Raw genomic sequence first — 18,783 nt, 5'->3', positions numbered from 1 at the left:
AGCAGGCTTGTATTCTTCAGGAGGGATTTAATGAATTTTAAAAGATGATTGATCAATCCATTCAATACTTTTCTCTGAATGTAAATCTGTTACTAATTGAAATAAAGCATTATCCTTTTGTTTCGCCTCAATCATACAATCAATTTGAGGCACACTTCCTTTTACCTCATGCAAAAATTTCAAAAACATGTTGGGATCAATATAATCCGCATGAGCCCTAAAGTCTTTTTCATTCTTTGGACTTGAAATATGCATTTTAATTGGTAAAGGTGATGCCTCCCAAGTACCAATAATCCTCTCCCATTGTTGCTCCCAATTTGGATCCTCATGAAAGGCTAGATGGTGGTGATAATCAAACACTTGAGGAACTCCAAGCTTTTCACATAAATAGAGAGCATCTTGTAAGTGAAATGTTGTATCATCATTTTCAAAAAGAAGCATTCTTTGGATAGAGACAGGAATCAGTCCCCAATTATGAATAAACTGTTCTAAAGCCTTTAGCTTGTCCTCATAAGCTCCACCGATATGTATAACACACCGATGTTCAGGATTAACTCCCATACCTTTCAGAAGCATTTCATGCATATGTAATGTTTTGACTGACATCTTCATAATTTCCGGTTTTGTAGAATTCAAGACAACAAAGTGGTCCGGATGAAATCCAACACGGATTGGGTGTTGATGAATAAACTCTTCTACCTCTTTTAGTTGCTCAGCCAGATTTCTCATGTATTTCCAATCGCTCAGCTCCTCGTGATTAGCTAAAGGAATTAACTTCGAACTAAATCGAAAAAAGTGAATGTCATGAGCAAGATTGTGCTTTAGTAATCGCAGACAATTTAAGATATTCGATTTTGCAATTTTTTCAAGCTTAGCAATAGCAGCATCTCTATCTTGAATTTTTTGAAATTGGGTAAATGTCATTGTTTGAGAGGGAGAACAATTTTGCAGATTCATACTCATCGCTACATAGCCTAATCTGATAATCGTCAATTTCCTTTTCACCTCGTTATTTCGTTCTATTCTTAGCTTTCCCAACTATTCATTTCGTATCATGCAGCTACTAGTAGACAGGTGAAGTATTGATATATTCTCTGTTATGGAGGATTTATAATCAAGTATGGTTGATATATTACCTTTTATGGTGGAAATCCTTTTGTTTTGCGGATAAATAGTTCATGTAGGAGAATTTTCTTTGGTTAATGGTGGAAAAATCACTTTTATTGGTTGATATCTCTACATTCTGTCTTAATAAAAAAAGACCGAACCTATTTCAGGTTCGATCATCAGTATCTTATTTCTTATTTCGAGTTAGAGTAACGACGTTGTTTGCTACCTTGGCCACTCTTGCCACGGTCACGACTTCCGTAAGATGAACGATTTTTTTGTCCATCTCTACGATTGAAATCACCTTTTCTTCTGTTATTAGAAGAACGGCCTTTGTTTTTAGATTTTGAGTATAATGGAGCTTCTTCAGTTAATTTAACTTCAACTGAGTTAGGCTCTTTAGTCATATATTTGATGGCAGCAGCAACAACTACTTGTGCATCAAATTCTTCTAAAAGCTCTTCAGCTGTACGCTTGTAGAAAGATAAATTATCACTTTCAATGATTGAGCGCATTTTTTCAACTGTCATCTGTTGTTGACTTTCAATTGCCTCATCAAGAGTAGGCGGCTTCATACGATCCATTTTGCGTTTTGTTGTGCGTTCGATGTTCTTCACAATGTCCAATTCTCTTGGTGTGACAAACGTCATCGCCATACCTGTTTTACCAGCACGGCCAGTACGTCCAATACGGTGAACATAGCTTTCCGGATCTTGTGGTACATCAAAGTTGTAAACATGTGTTACACCGGAGATATCTAATCCACGTGCAGCAACATCTGTTGCAACAAGAACCTCAATCGCACCTTCTTTGAATTTACGTAATGTTGACATACGTTTAGCTTGTGTTAAGTCACCGTGAATACCTTCAGCTGTGTAACCTCTTAATGTTAACGCCTCAGATAATTCGTCAACACGACGCTTTGTACGACCAAATACAATCGCAAGCTCAGGTGATTGGATATCAAGTAGTCTTGTTAAAATATCAAATTTCTTTCTTTCCTGTGTTTCTAAATAATATTGTGTAATATTCGGAACTGTCATTTCCTTCGCTTTTACTTTAACAAGCTCAGGCTCTGTCATAAACTTTTCCGCAATACGACGGATTGGATCAGGCATAGTCGCTGAGAAAAGTAATGTTTGACGCTCATCTGGTACATTTGAAAGGATTGCTTCAATATCTTCAATGAATCCCATGTTTAGCATTTCATCTGCTTCATCTAATACCAGTGTATGAACGTTGTTTAAGCGAATTGTTTTACGATTAATATGGTCAAGTAAACGACCAGGAGTTCCAACAATGATGTGTGGATTTTTCTTAAGAGAACGAATTTGTCTGTTAATATCCTGACCACCATAAATAGAAAGAACTCGAGAGCGTTTATGATAACCAATTTTATATAGTTCTTCTGAAACTTGAATTGCTAATTCACGTGTAGGAGCAACAACAACAGCTTGTATATTGTTATTTTTCACATCAATTTTCTCAATAAGAGGGATACCAAATGCAGCTGTTTTTCCAGTTCCTGTTTGTGCTTGCCCGATTACATCCTTCTTCTGCAAGGCTAATGGAATGGTTTGGGCTTGAATTGGTGAAGGCTCTTCAAACCCCATTTTGCTAATAGATTCCATCAATGACGAACTTAAACCTAAATCTTGAAACGTTATTGTCAATGTATTCATACTCCTTCTATATCGTTTGCTGTAAATATTTACAGACCTTATAGGTAATCCAAAATCGTCTTCATAATGAAACGATGTTTATATTCAATCCTAATCTCTGGTATGCTCCCAGAAACATTAGATAAACTGGGCTAATCGCAAGTCCCAGCGAAAACCCTAGTTTTTCTTATACCATCATCCATAATTTACCTATTTCTAATAGTATAAAAATAGATTATCAACTGTTGTGTCATCATGAAAAACAGTCAGATATTTAGAAAACATACTGTTCAAAAACAAATGTTTTCTTCATAAAGTTAAACCGTTCTGATTATTTGCAATAAAAAAATGCCCTTTTTCAGCCAAGGGCAGCAGTTTTACCTTATTTAAAGCCCGCAAACACTTTAAATGTAATCATACCACTACCAGTACTTTATTTCAACTTAATGTCAAAACCAGTAAATGAAATTCACTTAAAAAATACCTGATAAAAGACCTAAAGATCAATTATGTTAGTACATTCTCTTCAGTAGATAAAAAATCTTCAACATAGTTTTTTAGGTCTTCATAATCATCTCCGTGGCAAACATGGTGCTTCGAGCACGGTAATAAATAAAGTTTTTTTTCTTTCGAAGGAATGTTGTTATATAGATAATGAGCACTTTTTACCGGTACAATCCCGTCACATTCCCCCTGAATAATTAAAACGGGTATGTTTAGTTGTTGAAAGTATGGCTTTACTTTTTTTACAAGCTTTTGAAATTCTAAAGTAGATCTTATTGGTGTTTGAAGTATTTTTTGTTTATACCGGTTAAACAACTCATTATTATTAATGTTCCCACTCATTAAATCTTTTATCATATCTTTTGTATCAATCACAATTTGTTTTGGATTTACGTAATAGGCTGCTGCACTGAGCAAAACTAACTTCTGAACATTATAATGGGCTGCTAAGTAAGAGGCAATGATACCTCCCATTGAGAATCCAATTACATACACCTCATCCACCTCTTCCATTAAGGACAGAAGCTCTTGTTCAGCATATGTAATCCACTCCATATAGGTATGCCCTTTTAACGAAAGAGTTACTCCATGTCCAGGCAGGGTCGGCACTTTGACAACCCAGCCTGTTTTTTTACGAATATAGCTGGCTAAGGGCTCGACTTCATAAGGAGCACCGGTAAAACCATGAATAAAGAGACAGCCTTTCATCGAAATCATAGCCTCCTTTGAAACATATCACAAAGTCTATATCCTTTGGTTTTTTATGGGAAAAATGCTATTTAAATAAGAGCATTCACGACCTCTTCAAGCTTCATCCCTCTAGACGCTTTCACAAGTACAACATCATTTTTATGAACGAGTGATTTTAACATTGTAATCAATTCGCTTTTTTCCTCAAAGTGATGCACAAGTTCTTGACTATATTTTTCTCTTGCCCCTGCAGCTATTTCTGCACCTAAACGTCCATAAGTAAAAATATGTGAGATGTTGTTTGGCTTAATCGCTCTCCCTACTTCGCGATGATATTCTTTTTCTTCCTCACCAAGTTCGAGCATATCACCAAGAACGACAAACTTTTGTTCAAATCCCTTTAAATTTTCGATTAAGTCAATTGCTGCCTTCATTGATGTAGGACTGGCGTTATACGCATCATTAATGACCGAAGCACCACTTTTAGCTTCAATTAGCTCTAAACGCATACCTGTAATCTTTATAGACAAAAAGCCTTCCTTAATCGCTTCCTCTTTCACTCCTAAATGGGAAGCAACAGCATATGCAGCTAATGCATTCCATACATTATGTTTTCCTAGTACTGGAATAAAGTATTCCTCATTTTTCACTTTAAAAGATGTACCTGTGAGCTCTTGTGTAATTTCTGTTGGATAATAATCATTCGTTGACTTTTCACCAAATGTTGCTGTATGTATCGATAGGGATGGAACTCTTTCTTGTAGCAATTGTTCATCTCCATGGTATATGAACAATCCATCCTTTTTTAACCCCTTTGTAATTTCAAGCTTTGCCTCTGCAATTCCTTCCCGGGAGCCCAAATCCATTAAGTGTGATTCACCAATATTTGTAATTACGGCTACATCAGGATTGGCCAGAGTTGATAAAAGTTCAATTTCTCCTTTACCGCTCATGCCCATTTCGAGTACAGCTATTTCTGTATCCTCACTCATACTTAATACCGTTAATGGTAAGCCAATATGATTATTGAAATTACCCTTCGTTTTATGCACTTTAAAGGTTGTTTCCAATAGTGAAGCAACCATATCTTTTGTTGTTGTTTTTCCATTACTTCCTGTAATTCCTACAACTTTTACCTGCAGTTGATCGATATATGATTTCGCAAGTGCCTGCAAAGCCGTAAGCGTATCCTCTACAAAAATCACCGGGGCATCCTTTGGTGGATTTTTTTCAGTTTTTTGCCAAATTACTGCTGCTGCTCCATCTTTTATTGCTTTCTCTCCAAATTCATGACCATTATAAATATCTCCAACAAGCGGAATAAACAAGCAACATTCTTCAACCTGACGAGAATCCGTTGTAACCCCTGTTATGTAAAGGGTTTTATATTTTTCCTCTAGCCCGAATCCTCCAACCATTTTCTCAATATCATGCAACGACCTTTTAATCATATCCCCACTCCTAATTAAGGATTTTTTGAATGGAAAAAAGGAACTGATTGGTGTTTTATTCAGTTCCCCTCTTTTTATCCTGAATAAACGTTATTTTACCGTTTAAAAGGAATGTTTAATTTGTTGTTTTTGCTCATAGCGTTCTAATGCAAGATCCACAAGCTTTTCAATAAGCTGTGCATATTCTAAGCCTGTATGCTTCCACATTAACGGGAACATACTATAAGGAGTAAACCCCGGCATTGTATTTACTTCGTTAATTAATGCTCTTCCATCCTCTGTTAGGAAAAAGTCAGCACGTACAAGACCTGACCCATCAATTGCTTTAAAAGAAGCAATCGCCATTTCTTTAATCATTTCATATTCTTCATCTGTAATATTCCCTGGAATAATTAAATCTGTATCGCCATCTTCATATTTCGCTTTATAATCATAGAAATCTTTTTTCGGAGCAATTTCACCCACAACAGAACATTGAGGCTGATCATTGCCAATTACCGCAATTTCTATTTCTCTTCCTACAATTGCTTCTTCAATAATAACCTTACGATCATACTCGAATGCTTCTTTAATTGCTGCCTCTAATGATGAACGGTCCTTACATTTATTAATTCCAACGCTTGAACCAAGATTAGCAGGCTTTACAAAGCAAGGGTACCCCAACTCTTTTTCAATTTCTTCACAAGCAGCTTCCGATGACTGCTCATAGTCATTTTTAATAAAAGAAACATAGTTAGCTTGTGCTAAGCCTGCTTGTGCGAAAAGATTTTTCATGATGACTTTATCCATTCCAGCTGCAGATGCTAATACACCATTTCCTACATATGGAATATTTAATAGTTCAAGAAGCCCTTGAACTGTTCCGTCCTCACCATTTGGACCGTGCAGAAGCGGGAAGATGACATCAATTTTATCTTGCTCTTCAACAGTAGCAGGAAATAAGTCGGAGTTAAGTGAAACAGGTGAAATAACATCACCATTTCCTTGCAGCCTTAATGTTCCCACTTCTTTAACAGGTGCATTCAAAGCCTTACCTCTTACCCATTCTCCATCTTCTTTTATATAAATAGGATGTATATCAAATTTGCTCATATCTAACGCATTTATTACAGCTAAAGCCGTTTGCAGGGAAACATTATGCTCTGCAGACTTTCCGCCATAGATTAGACCTAACTTCATTTTCATCTGGATTATCCTCCTCAGTTCTTTCATCATTCTTATTTTATCACTTTAAGGCAAAATTGTTATTAACGATTCCTTATTTATGTAATAAGTTTTCAGGATCATTCGTCATTGCCACTATATAATCCGTTTATAACTATTTTTTTATAGGGTGAGTCTGAATAGTACAAGAATAATTTGAGGAGGAAACTTGTAATTACTTTTGCGCTAAAAAAGTAAACACCTTACCTTCTAATACTTCATTAGCACGATTGGAATAATCTGTATATATTGTGACGGATGAGAAACCAATTCTTTCAAGAATTAATTTAAACTCCTTAATCCCAAACCATGAAAAGGTTTGAATCTTATTCTCCTTATATGGGTTTTGACCTTCCTTCCAATGCTCGATTGAAAGGGTATATGTAGCTTTTTGCTCTATTAAATCAAATTTTACAAGTTTAGTTTCCCCAACAAATAAGTCATCATTTTTTTCAATGACAATGTTGTCTGTTTGAAGCTCCGAAAACTCACGTTGTAAATAAAGATCCACAATAAAAATCCCTTTATCTTTTAAATGATCATAACTATTTTTCACTATTTTAATTGCTTCAACTCTTCTGGACTTAGCACAAATCCCCCCAAAGGGAAGGATAATCGCTTCATACAATGAGGCAGTTTTATAATTAGGTAACATAGCCTGAAGTAATTTAGCTGATTGATCAATCTCTGCACATTTTTCATTGCAGTCTTTTTTTCCACCTTCAGTTTCTATAACACCTTCCATTTTCAAACCACGATTCATGAATATAGGGAGTAAATATAATGAGTTATGACCTAATTCAAGCACTTTCCCTTTTGTATCCTTCAACCGTTCATAATAAAAATTCACGGCATCCACCAGTTCATTCTCCTGTATATACGACTGAAGTGAATCCATAACAAACCATTTCAACCCTAATGACATTCCACATCTCTCCTAAAATACAATAAGTACGCTTCTAACTTCCCACTTACACTTGAAAATTATGTAAGTGAATTAGAAAAGTGGAAGCACCTTGATCAGTAGTTCATTAATATTGATCATTTCAAACTAAATAGAAATATGAACGAAAGGTTGTTCATATTTATTTATAAAATAATGGAAAGGTTATATTCATGAGACACAAAAAAATCTAAACTAGAACTATGGGTTATCATAAGGACTGACTAACCCACGAGCGACAATCAGCCATTAAGAAATGGAGTGAGAAAGATGAAACGAATTAGTGTTTTTTGTGGATCTAGCCCAGGGGCTTCTCCTTTATATTTAGAAGCTGCAGAAAAGCTCGGGCACCAGTTAGCCAAAGAAGGAATCACTCTAGTCTATGGTGGATCAAAACTGGGTGTAATGGGCACAGTGGCAAATGCTTCTCTTCAAGCAGGTGGAGAGGTTATTGGTGTCATTCCTAAAATGTTAATGGAAAGAGAGCTTGCACATACAAACTTAACAGAATTAATTTTGGTCAACACAATGCATGAACGTAAAGCCAAAATGGAACAACTTTCTGATGGATTCATTATCCTGCCAGGAGGACCGGGTACAATGGAGGAATTCTTCGAAGTATATACTTGGGCACAGCTTGGAGAACATCAAAAGCCAATCGGGATGATCAATGCTAATCAGTACTATGATAAGCTTCTTGCTTTTTTTGACCATATGATTCATGAAGAATTTTTAAAACCGGAATATCATTCTATGGTGATTGTTGAACAAGACGCACAAGAACTTATCAATAAATTCCGCACCTATAAACCACCATTATTAACAAAATGGATCACACCTGAACAAACATAGGTTCCTGTCTATGTTTGTTTTTTCATCCCAACTATCCTCTATCTATAGAAGTTTTCTTTTTTCACTCTGTATATAGTTTTCATTTTGATAAACACTACTCACATAGAGGTGAGGGATTATGAATCGAGGGATTTGGACAGCTCTTTCAGCGATAGGAATTGCTCAAGGTCTAAAAATATTTACACATAAAAAAGAAAACGATGTTTGGGATTGGCGGCCAATCTTCCAAACAGGTGGAATGCCTAGCTCGCATTCAGCTGGAGTGTCAGCTCTCGCAACATATGTGGCATCAAAAAAAGGCATGAATTCTGTTGAAACAGCCTTAGCGGTTATTTTTGGAATTATTGTTATGTATGATGCACAAGGAATAAGAAGACATACAGGTGAGATTGCAAAAATTGTCAATGACCTTGATGCAGATATAGAGCTCTTATCCGGCCATATGCCTGGTCTTTTTCATGTAAAGCAAGAAAAAGAGTTAAACGAGCTCTTAGGTCACCAACCCGCTGAAGTAGCAGGTGGAGCGTGTTTAGGAATTTTAATTGGCCTGATCAGCTCTCTTTTTGAGAGAAAACCAAAGTAAACAAAAAATCATGATGTGAAGCTTGTTAGCCTCAAATCATGATTTTTTTGACATTATAATAGAGCCTTGACTCCTTGATAACCAAAATACATCCCAAACACTATTAGCGATATCCCTGAAATAATAGAAATTGTCGCAAGCAATGTATGTGTAAGATACTTTCTTAAGATACTTGAAAGGATCGCCATCATAAAATCCCATAATAATACACCACTTAGAATAGCTGCTGAATAAAAAACAAAATGAGTTGCACCTTCTGTTGTTACGGTATTAGCTAAGATAGACCCATATATTCCAATCCAAAACAAGATGCTCAATGGATTCAGTAAAGACATAAAAAACCCTGAAAAATATGATTTGGTATGGCTTACACTTCCTCTTCCATTAATCCTCGTTTGTTTTTTTGCAGATAGTAAACTTTCAACACCTGTATACACTAAAACGAAAAATCCAAATAACCACAGAAAAGTTTGGACAATTGAGATTTGAAGAATATTAACAAAGCCCAGATACACTAAAAACATGTATACAACATCAGCTGTTGTCGCTCCAAGCCCAAACAGCCAGGCATGGAAAAATCCCCCTTTTATCCCCCTATCAATTTGCCCTGCATTTACAGGTCCGATTGGTGCTGCTAATGAAACGCCTAGAAAAACATAGCTAAATAAACTATTCAACATCCAAACCTCCATTATCTGTTGTAACCCTTTAATATGTATGCTTGTACATCATATTCAAGGAGATGACAGATTATGTAGGTTTGTTTAGGTTAACGATTATATGAAAAATAACCACATTATTCAAAAAACCCCCTATTTATTAGAGGGGTGTCGACATATTCAATGAACAGAAACTAACTTAATATGTTCTATATGATGTGTACTATGCCATGCATATAAAGCAACATTTGTGGATAGCTTAACAGTCTGTTTTGTCTCAGGATGATAAAAGGTTTTATCGAAGTCTGACATGGATATGGACCTTAATAAATAACACCAACGTTTATGAAGTGATTCCAGCAAATTAAGAGAAACATCAATTGGCATTTCACAATCTGGTAAATTAGCCCAAGCCTTTTCATCATATGCTTTTATAGTGGGTGAATTTTCTGTAAGAGCCCATTTAAATCGTATGTAGCTATTCAAATGACTATCAGCAAGATGATGAACGATTTGTCTTACTGTCCAGCCTCCAGGACGATAAGAAGTTTCAACTAGTGAATCAGGCAGAGATTCAAGTACTTTTTTAAGTTGCTCAGGAGCCCTTTCTATTGTCTCGATCCACCCATCTAAATCCTTTTTTGTAACATTCTCAGGAGCTACAAATTCACCAATGGGATACTGCAGGTTTTTCTTCATTTACATCATCTCCCTTATTACATTGTCTGTAGTTTCATTATATTTATGTCTGAACTTTTTAACAATACAGAAAAATCACACTTTATAATAGAATTATGATATAGTATGGTCATTCTCTTTCCATTAAATGGCTACTTTTTGTTGGGGGTGTACACTTTGAGAGCTATCCTTCTAGGGATTTGTTCTTCCTTCTTTTTTGCGTTTACTTTTGTTTTAAATCGTTCAATGGAGCTATCTGGAGGGAGTTGGTTATGGAGTTCATCATTGCGGTATTTTTTTATGCTTCCATTTCTCATTCTTTTTGTCATGGGGACAAAGAAATGGTCTCCACTTATGAAAGAAATGAAGAAAAATCCAATTCAATGGCTATTATGGGGGACAGTAGGATTTGGGTTATTTTATGCTCCTATCTGTTTTGCAGGTGCATTTGGTCCCGGTTGGTTAATTGCGGCCACATGGCAAATGACAATCCTTTCAGGTTCACTGCTTGCTCCGCTATTTTATAGGGAAATTCATACAGCAAATGGTCCTTTAAAGGTACGAGGACAAATCCCTCTTAAAGGTCTAAGTATGTCAATGATTATTCTTTTGGGAGTTGCTGTTATGCAATATGAACATGCCAGTCACTTATCACTAAAACCCGTATTATTAACTATCATTCCTGTGCTCATCGCATCTTTCGCCTATCCACTAGGAAACCGCAAAATGATGGCACTTTGTGAAGGAAGATTAGATGTGTTTCAGCGTGTTTTAGGGATGACATTAGGCAGCTTGCCTTTATGGATAATCTTTGCAATTGTGGCTTTATCCACAACAGGACTTCCGTCAAAAACTCAAACGATCCAATCCTTTTGGGTGGCCATATGTTCAGGCTTGATTGCGACATTATTATTCTTTCAAGCTACAAATATCGTCCAGCATAATATGGCACAGCTTGCAGCAGTCGAGGCCACTCAGTCTGTTCAAGTATTATTCGTCTTATTAGGCGAGATTCTTTTCTTAGGAGCTCCCTTACCAACCTCTATTTCTCTCTTCGGGATGGCATTGGTTATGATCGGTATGGTATTACATAGCTACATTTCCCGGAGTGACAAGGTAACACAAACAGTAAAACCTGATGCTTCTAAACAATTTTCATAATCAGTTTGGGTATGGTCTTTAAGGATAAGCAGATATAGTTTGCTTGTCCTTTTTATTTTTATAGCAGAATTCAAAAACTTACTAGAAAATAGGAAAAGATAGTGATTAGTAACAATTATTCAAAGTAAGTGTTTACAAAATTGTTAATAACTTCGTTGATATGTGGATAACCTGTTGGTAAACACCTATGTTATCCACATATCATTGTTAGACGGGACTATCTTCCATCACTTGAATTGACCGGTTCTCGTTAAGTATTTTGATTGTTTTATAGATGTTATCCACAATAAATGGTGCATCATAATCCATTGAAGCAACATGATAGGAATTTTCCAATTCTATAAGCAATTTTTCAGAAGTGGAGATGTGGTTAAAAATATAGTCCGAATTAGTTGGTGACACAACATGGTCGATTTTGGACTTAAAAATGACCGTTGGACTTGATACATGTTTCACTTTATCCTTTGTATCGTCCATTAGATCCAGTAATTGATGAATAGCCTTTAGTGGTACTTGAGTATACGTAATTTCATGCACAGCAGGTTTTTTTATATCAGGTGCACCTTCACCAATCATGCTTGGTGTAGTCTCATATTGATATTCCTTGTAAGCAACATCTGTAACAGCAGCGTTAATAAGAAAAATACCATCTACATCCTGTTGAGAAGCTACTTGAAGTGTTAAAGCTCCTCCCATTGATTGACCAACAATATATACCTTTTTACAGGTTTCCTTTAGGTTTTCATAGGCACTCTGAAGATTGCCAATCCATTCCTCATATGTGCTGGCCTCCATATCTCTTACGTGTGTCCCATGACCCTTTAGTCGGGGAATTGACACGGTATAACCATAATTAGCTAGATGTTCTCCTATATATTCCATACTCTGTGGTGTTCCATTAAAACCGTGACATAAAACAATTCCGGTTTCATTTCCTTTAATAAGTATATTTTCTGCTCCTGACATAACGGGATGCAACTCGTTATTCATAATAAACGGCCTCCTTATATTTTCACATATATTTACTTAGATTCACTATAAATTGGTGATATAATCAGGCTGTTTTCGCATAATTTGTTGCTTTTGATGCGTTATTGGGGAAAACTAGTCCGTTCCATTGCGCTATAGAGTTAATTTATTTTTTAAAAGCCAGCCACAACCTTAGTGAAAACAGTCAATATTTAAAGAATCATAATTTAAATTATTCTTATAAGTTTACTTGGTTTTATAATTTTATTTTATCCTATACTCAGCTTTTATACAACAAGAGAATCGGAATCGAAATTAAAAAAGCACGATGCCAAATTTCTTTAACCTTCGTGCTTTCTCTATTATTTATAACTAGGATAACCTGTAAATTTAAAATCATTACCTATTTTCATGATATCTATACGATCTATATGAACAGCATCTGCCATCTTTTCAATTCCGAGACCACCGATAAACCCGGGTGCTCCCTTTCCGCCTATCACCTTTGGAGCCATATATAAAACGAGCTTATCAACTAATTTCTCAGCTAAAAACGATGCATTCACATCTCCTCCACCTTCAATTAATACGGAAGAAACACCTTTTTCACCAAGTATTTGAAGCGTGTCTTTTAAATCAACCTGCTCTGTACCAGAGGTAATAAATACTTTTGCGCCTAATGCTTCCAATTGGTCTTTAGTTAATTGTGAATAGTTTTTGGAGGTGAAGATCCATGTTTCCGCCTGTTTATCAGTGACGACTTTAGAGTGAAGTGGAGTCCGTAAGCGGCTGTCAAGAATGATGCGAATAGGATTTCGCCCGTGCTCAATTCTAGTAGTTAATTCTGGATCATCCTTAATAACTGTCTGAACACCTACTAAAATCCCGGCATGCTCGTGTCTTAATTGATGGACATCTTTTCTAGCTTCTTCAGATGTAATCCACTTACTATCTGACGTATAAGCGGAAATTTTGCCATCTAAAGTTGTAGCGGATTTCATTGTGATAAATGGATTTTTAGTTGTGATATATTTATTAAACACTTCGTTCATCATGATGGATTCTTCTTCACAAACACCAACAATCACATCTATATTTGCATCCTTTAAAATTCTTATTCCATTCCCTGCAACAAGAGGATTAGGATCCAGAGTTGCAACTATAACTTTTTTGATACCTGCTTCAACAATAGCAACTGCACATGGACCTGTTCGACCATGATGTGAACAAGGTTCAAGGGTAACATACATTGTACCTCCCTTTGCTTGGTCACCAGCCATATGTAAAGCATGAATTTCTGCGTGCGGTCCACCCGCTTTTAAATGCGCACCAACGCCGACGATGCGATTATGATTTACAATCACCGCTCCAACCAATGGGTTTGGTACGGTTTGTCCTTTCATAGCAAGAGCATTGTTTAAGGCTAACTTCATATAAACCTCATGTTCACTCAATCATATAACCTCCTCTGAAATGGCCGGCCTTCTCCATTTTTGTTTCTAAGTAGCGCTGATTATAGTCTGACACATCTCCCCATAATGGTATTCGACCAACAACATTTGCGCCGGATTGTTGAAGCGCCTCCAGCTTAAGTGGGTTATTTGTAATTAATGTAACAGGTAACTGTCTAAGTGTTGCTAACACTCTTAACGCGTCTTTATAGTCTCTCGCATCATCAGCAAACCCTAATTGCTCATTTGCTTCTACAGTATCCAAACCTTCTTCTTGAAGAAGGTAAGCAAGCGCCTTACTAAACAAACCGATTCCCCTACCTTCGTGATTTGCCAGGTAGAATAACGCACCCGCTCCATGTTCTTTTATCATTCTTAGCGATTGTTTTAATTGATATCCACAATCACATCTCTTACTTCCAAATATATCACCTGTATGGCATATGCTGTGCATTCGAATGAGGGCAGATTCTTCTGTTTCAAAATCACCGTATACTAGTACACTCGATTGCTGTTGACTTGCTAATGGAAGAGTTTGTATTCTATCTAATAATTCCTCAAAAGAAGAATCTTTTTCCCCTTCTACATTCAGCCAGCAATACCATTTAAAGAATAATGTTTCATCATCTAATTGAACAGGCAAATGAATTGGGCCAACTATGTATGTTATTCCCGTTTCATACGGTACTACCTTTGTTTTATCTTTTAAAGTGTTTAGAGGAACTTCTTTTATTGCTTCAATCATTCATCTATCTCCCCTTAGCAAATAACTTACTTATTGTAAGTCAGTATACGGTTTGGGGATAAATGCCGTCAACTTTTCTGATTGTTTATTTTAGCATTTCTTTTGACCCTCATTATCCTCTATAATGTAACCATCAGTTATAGGCAAAATACTGTTTTTTCAACAAGATATGGGTAGAATAGGTGGTAGAGGTGATTATAATGGAACAGATAAAAACAGACAATCAATTTCAAGAACTTATTAGCAGGGAAGAGCCTGTAGTCGTAAAATTCGTCACTGACTGGTGTCCTGACTGCAAGCGCATGGATATGTTTTTGCCAACTGTTTTCGAAGAGGTTGGGGACATACCTATGTTTGAAATTGACAAAGACGAGTTTCCGGAAATTGCAGAAAAAAACAATGTTATGGGAATTCCAAGCTTGCTAGTATTTAAAAAAGGCGAGAAGCTTGCCCATTTACATAGTGCGAATGCGAAAACTCCTGATCAAGTCATTGAGTTTTTGTCAGAATCAGTTAAATAAACTTTAATAGGGTAGTCTCAGTACATGAGAGGCTACCCTATTTATTATTTTATGATCTCCAGCATCCATAAGATCATAGTTTCTTGTTGATAGGTCATCCAGAGTGTTCCCAGTTCTGATGATACAACCTTACGATCAGTCGGCATGATGATCCCTCCAATATTTATACATTTTTAACTTTTCCTTCTCCATTAAAAACATACATATATTTGGATGGACACACTACCTATAGGAATAATTCCTATTTTAATTTTTACTCGGTTTGAAACCCATTGTAGCGTTCACTGCTTTTTGCCATCCATCATAAAGCTCATTTCTTCGGATTTCTTTCATTTCAGGTTCAAATGATTGGTCCACCTTCCACTGAGACTCAATTTCATCACGATTCTGCCAAAATCCTATGGCCAAGCCAGCTAAATAAGCGGCACCTAATGCAGTTGTTTCATTAATAACAGGACGCTCAACAGGAACATTTAAAATATCACTTTGAAACTGCATGAGCATATTATTTTTTACAGCTCCACCGTCAACACGAAGCTTTTTAAGCTCGATTCCGGAATCTGCCTCCATTGCTTTTAACACATCTTTTGTTTGATAAGCTAGAGATTCAAGGGTAGCTCGAATAAAATGCTCTTTTGTTGTCCCACGCGTTAAACCAAAAATAGCACCTCTTGCATCACTATCCCAATACGGGGTACCTAGTCCTACGAATGCCGGTACAACATATACCCCATCTGTTGAATCTACTTTTTCTGCATATTTTTCAGATATAGGAGCGTTATCAATCATTCTTAATCCATCACGCAGCCATTGAATTGCAGAGCCTGCGACAAAAATACTACCCTCAAGCGCATATTCAACTTTCCCATTAATTCCCCAAGCAATAGTTGTTAATAATCCATTCTCTGATGGTACAGCCTTCTCACCTGTATTCATTAACATAAAGCAGCCTGTTCCGTACGTGTTTTTTGCCATTCCTTCCTCATAACATGCCTGTCCAAATAAAGCAGCCTGTTGATCCCCTGCTACTCCTGCAATTGGGACTGCTTCTCCAAAGAAATGATAATCAATCGTTTCTGCAAATACTTCTGAAGAAGAGCACACTTTAGGTAACATTGATTTTGGAACATCTAAAATTTCCAGTAACTCATCATCCCAATGTAGATCATAAATATTATACATAAGGGTTCTTGATGCATTTGTATAATCTGTCACATGTTTTAAGCCGCCTGATAGCTTCCAAATTAACCAGGAATCAATTGTCCCAAAAAGTAATTTCCCTTCATTTGCTTGTTGTCTGGCACCTTCGACATGATCTAGGATCCACTTTACTTTTGTTCCTGAAAAATAGGGATCTATTAATAATCCTGTTTTCTTACGAAAGAGATCTTCATGACCGCTTTCCTTTAACCTTTCACAAATATCAGCTGTTTGTCTTGATTGCCACACAATCGCATTGTAAATAGGCTTCCCTGACTCCTTATCCCAAACAACAGCAGTTTCACGTTGGTTTGTAATACCGATACCTGCTATTTCCTTAGGTGAAATATCCTTTTTCGCTAGTACTTCTGCTATCACCGCTAATACAGAACTCCATATTTCCAGGGCATTATGCTCTACCCAACCTGGCTTGGGAAAATATTGCGGAAATTCCCGCTGAGCTACTTCAATAATTTCACCTTTTTTATTAAACAGAATAGCTCTAGTACTTGTCGTCCCTTGATCTAATGACAATATATATTTCTTCTCCATAAAAAGTCCTCCATTCTTCATTATGATCTGTAATTACAATACTTCTTGATCTTTTACGCCAAATCCTTTATTTCTTACGGTGTTTTCACAGACTTTGTTGCTTCTAAATACATGAAGAAAGGGACCAACCAAAAAGGTTGGTCCCTCTATATTATGTTAATAGATCATAAACTCTTGCCTCATGAGGCTGTAATTTTAATATATTACCTTGTTCCACGTCTGGATTATCATAGTTTCCGATAATGATTTTTCGCTCTTTTTCTTTGAAATCTTCAGGTAAATGATATTCAACTACATGATCGGAATGATTCAACACAATAAGCCAAGTTGTTTCATTGTTTGAACGTGTATAAACATATAATTGTTCATCCCCCGGAGATAAATCGATAAAATCTCCATATACCATAACATCATGTTGTTTTCTTAATGAGATAAGTTTTTGATAATAAAAGAAAACTGACTTTGGATCGTTTAAAGCTGATTCAACATTTATTTCTTTATAATTAGGATTCACCCTTATCCAAGGCTTTCCACTAGTAAAACCAGCCTGACTCTTATCATTCCATTGCATAGGTGTCCTTGAATTATCCCTGCTCAATAATAAGAGGCTTTCAAATACTTCCTGTGGATCCCTGCCTTTTTCAACTTCTTCCTTATACTTATTTTTCATCGCAATATCATTATAATCATGAATCGTTTCAAAGCGAACACCTGTCATTCCAATCTCTTCCCCTTGGTATATATATGGTGTTCCCGGAAGAGTATGAATCATTGTGGCTAATAGTTTTGCTGATTCAACCCGAAACTCTTGATCATTTCCATATCGAGTCACCTGTCTTGTATGATCATGGTTATTGAGAAATTGAGAATTCCAGCCTTTTCCCTTTAAACCTTGATACCAACGGTTTTGAATTTCTTTATACCTGAGCATATCCCATGTTGGCATATCATCTGCTACTTCAAAATGAAATAACGTATTTAACTCATTTCGATCTTCTCCAACATACAAAAGCCCATCTTCAGGAGTGACAAAAGGAATTTCTCCAACAGTCATAACATCGTACTGTTGCAGGACCTCACGATACATCTCCTGAAGGTAGTCATGTATACCCGGATTATTTCCAAGGTAGCTTATGTTGGATGGTTCTTTTGCATCTGGAAAGCCTTCTTGTTTTGCTAAGAGGTTGATAACGTCCATTCGAAATCCGTCTATACCTTTATCAAGCCAATAACGCATCATCTTGTAGATTTCCTGACGGAGCTCAGGATTTTCCCAATTTAAATCAGGCTGCTCAACTGCAAACGAATGGAAGTAGTATTGATCCGTTTGTTCATCATATTCCCATGAGGATGGAGCAAAGTATGATCTCCAATTATTAGGTGCTTGTCCATTTTTTGAATCATGCCAAATATACCAATCACGCTTTGGGTTATTTCTAGAAGACTTCGATTCAATGAACCAAGGGTGCTGATCAGATGTATGATTTACAACTAAATCCATAATAACTTTTAGACCGCGGTTGTGAATTTCTTTGATTAACTTCTCGAATATTTCTATATCTCCTGCTTTTTCCATAATTCCATAATAATTTGATATATCATAGCCATTATCCCGATCCGGAGATTCATAAAATGGATTTAACCAAATGACATCAATTCCAAGCTTTTTGATGTAATCTAATTTGCTTAGCACTCCTTGTAAATCACCATATCCATCACCATCAGAATCGTAAAAGCTGCGCCAATAGATTTGATAAACGACAGCTTCCTTCCACCATTTTTTATGCATCTTTTTCAACCGCCTTTTATTTTGATTGAAAAAAAATCGCAGACCATATCATGTGATCTGCAAT

At 36.3% G+C, this 18,783-nt stretch carries 17 protein-coding genes; 4 read left to right on the top strand and 13 right to left on the bottom strand.

Going from position 1 to position 18,783, the window contains the following annotated elements; all coding sequences use genetic code 11:
- Positions 1-27: 27 nt before the first annotated feature.
- The 6 genes from uvsE to HWV59_RS02640 all read right to left on the bottom strand — a co-directional run bounded on the left by uvsE (position 28) and on the right by HWV59_RS02640 (position 7,541).
- Complete coding sequence (uvsE, locus tag HWV59_RS02665; RefSeq protein WP_175638005.1) at positions 28-993, bottom strand: UV DNA damage repair endonuclease UvsE; 966 nt, start codon at positions 991-993, stop codon at positions 28-30.
- Positions 994-1,301: 308 nt separating this feature from the next.
- Complete coding sequence (cshA, locus tag HWV59_RS02660; RefSeq protein ID WP_175638004.1) at positions 1,302-2,780, bottom strand: degradosome RNA helicase CshA; 1,479 nt, start codon at positions 2,778-2,780, stop codon at positions 1,302-1,304.
- Positions 2,781-3,275: 495 nt separating this feature from the next.
- Entirely contained in the window at positions 3,276-3,980 is a 705-nt protein-coding gene (locus tag HWV59_RS02655) for an alpha/beta hydrolase (protein WP_102232876.1), read from the bottom strand.
- Between the two features lie 71 nt (positions 3,981-4,051).
- Positions 4,052-5,413, bottom strand: a complete 1,362-nt coding sequence (locus tag HWV59_RS02650) for a UDP-N-acetylmuramoyl-tripeptide--D-alanyl-D-alanine ligase (RefSeq protein WP_102232877.1) — start codon at positions 5,411-5,413, stop codon at positions 4,052-4,054.
- Positions 5,414-5,515: 102 nt separating this feature from the next.
- Positions 5,516-6,598 carry a D-alanine--D-alanine ligase gene (locus tag HWV59_RS02645; RefSeq protein ID WP_102232878.1) on the bottom strand — a complete coding sequence of 361 codons (1,083 nt, stop codon included), beginning with the start codon at positions 6,596-6,598 and terminating at the stop codon, positions 5,516-5,518.
- A gap of 193 nt (positions 6,599-6,791) precedes the next feature.
- The gene (locus tag HWV59_RS02640; protein WP_175638003.1) at positions 6,792-7,541 is read right to left on the bottom strand and encodes a hypothetical protein; all 750 of its coding nucleotides are present in this window, start codon (positions 7,539-7,541) and stop codon (positions 6,792-6,794) included.
- 288 nt (positions 7,542-7,829) lie between these two features.
- On the opposite strand from HWV59_RS02640, the gene HWV59_RS02635 reads away from it, so the two are divergent.
- Together HWV59_RS02635 and HWV59_RS02630 are read left to right on the top strand one after the other, a co-directional pair.
- Positions 7,830-8,411, top strand: a complete 582-nt coding sequence (locus tag HWV59_RS02635) for an LOG family protein (protein ID WP_175638002.1) — start codon at positions 7,830-7,832, stop codon at positions 8,409-8,411.
- A gap of 118 nt (positions 8,412-8,529) precedes the next feature.
- Entirely contained in the window at positions 8,530-8,994 is a 465-nt protein-coding gene (locus tag HWV59_RS02630) for a divergent PAP2 family protein (RefSeq protein WP_102232881.1), read from the top strand.
- A gap of 53 nt (positions 8,995-9,047) precedes the next feature.
- On the opposite strand, the gene HWV59_RS02625 is transcribed toward HWV59_RS02630, so the two are convergent.
- Both HWV59_RS02625 and HWV59_RS02620 read right to left on the bottom strand, forming a co-directional pair.
- Positions 9,048-9,671 (bottom strand): LysE family transporter, encoded by a 624-nt coding sequence (locus HWV59_RS02625; protein ID WP_407941529.1) that lies wholly within the window; start codon positions 9,669-9,671, stop codon positions 9,048-9,050.
- Positions 9,672-9,833: 162 nt separating this feature from the next.
- The gene (locus tag HWV59_RS02620; protein WP_175638000.1) at positions 9,834-10,352 is read right to left on the bottom strand and encodes a YfiT family bacillithiol transferase; all 519 of its coding nucleotides are present in this window, start codon (positions 10,350-10,352) and stop codon (positions 9,834-9,836) included.
- A gap of 156 nt (positions 10,353-10,508) precedes the next feature.
- On the opposite strand from HWV59_RS02620, the gene HWV59_RS02615 reads away from it, so the two are divergent.
- Positions 10,509-11,492, top strand: coding sequence for a DMT family transporter (locus HWV59_RS02615; RefSeq protein ID WP_102232884.1), 984 nt, complete (start codon positions 10,509-10,511; stop codon positions 11,490-11,492).
- Positions 11,493-11,699: 207 nt separating this feature from the next.
- Here HWV59_RS02615 and HWV59_RS02610 read toward each other — a convergent pair whose 3' ends face one another.
- From HWV59_RS02610 to HWV59_RS02600, 3 genes are all read right to left on the bottom strand, one after another.
- Positions 11,700-12,482: an alpha/beta hydrolase gene (locus tag HWV59_RS02610; protein ID WP_175637999.1), complete on the bottom strand. Its 783-nt coding sequence runs from the start codon at positions 12,480-12,482 to the stop codon at positions 11,700-11,702.
- A 341-nt stretch (positions 12,483-12,823) separates the two neighbouring features.
- The gene (gene ribD / locus HWV59_RS02605) at positions 12,824-13,915 is read right to left on the bottom strand and encodes a bifunctional diaminohydroxyphosphoribosylaminopyrimidine deaminase/5-amino-6-(5-phosphoribosylamino)uracil reductase RibD (RefSeq protein ID WP_102232886.1); all 1,092 of its coding nucleotides are present in this window, start codon (positions 13,913-13,915) and stop codon (positions 12,824-12,826) included.
- The gene (locus tag HWV59_RS02600) at positions 13,908-14,657 is read right to left on the bottom strand and encodes a GTP cyclohydrolase II (RefSeq protein WP_102232887.1); all 750 of its coding nucleotides are present in this window, start codon (positions 14,655-14,657) and stop codon (positions 13,908-13,910) included. Before HWV59_RS02600 ends, ribD begins: the two co-directional genes overlap by 8 nt.
- Positions 14,658-14,857: 200 nt before the next feature.
- On the opposite strand from HWV59_RS02600, the gene HWV59_RS02595 reads away from it, so the two are divergent.
- Positions 14,858-15,178, top strand: a complete 321-nt coding sequence (locus HWV59_RS02595; RefSeq protein ID WP_175637998.1) for a thioredoxin family protein — start codon at positions 14,858-14,860, stop codon at positions 15,176-15,178.
- Positions 15,179-15,424: 246 nt separating this feature from the next.
- Here the strand turns inward: HWV59_RS02595 and glpK are convergent, their stop codons facing one another.
- Complete coding sequence (glpK, locus tag HWV59_RS02590) at positions 15,425-16,930, bottom strand: glycerol kinase GlpK (RefSeq protein ID WP_102232889.1); 1,506 nt, start codon at positions 16,928-16,930, stop codon at positions 15,425-15,427.
- A 151-nt stretch (positions 16,931-17,081) separates the two neighbouring features.
- A complete protein-coding gene (locus HWV59_RS02585) occupies positions 17,082-18,719 on the bottom strand; it encodes a glycoside hydrolase family 13 protein (RefSeq protein ID WP_175637997.1) in 1,638 nt (545 codons plus the stop codon).
- Positions 18,720-18,783 lie beyond the last annotated feature (64 nt).

The sequence above is a fragment of the Metabacillus schmidteae genome, assembly GCF_903166545.1.
GTDB classification, from domain to species: domain Bacteria; phylum Bacillota; class Bacilli; order Bacillales; family Bacillaceae; genus Metabacillus; species Metabacillus schmidteae.
This window is presented reverse-complemented; position numbering and strand designations above follow the sequence as displayed.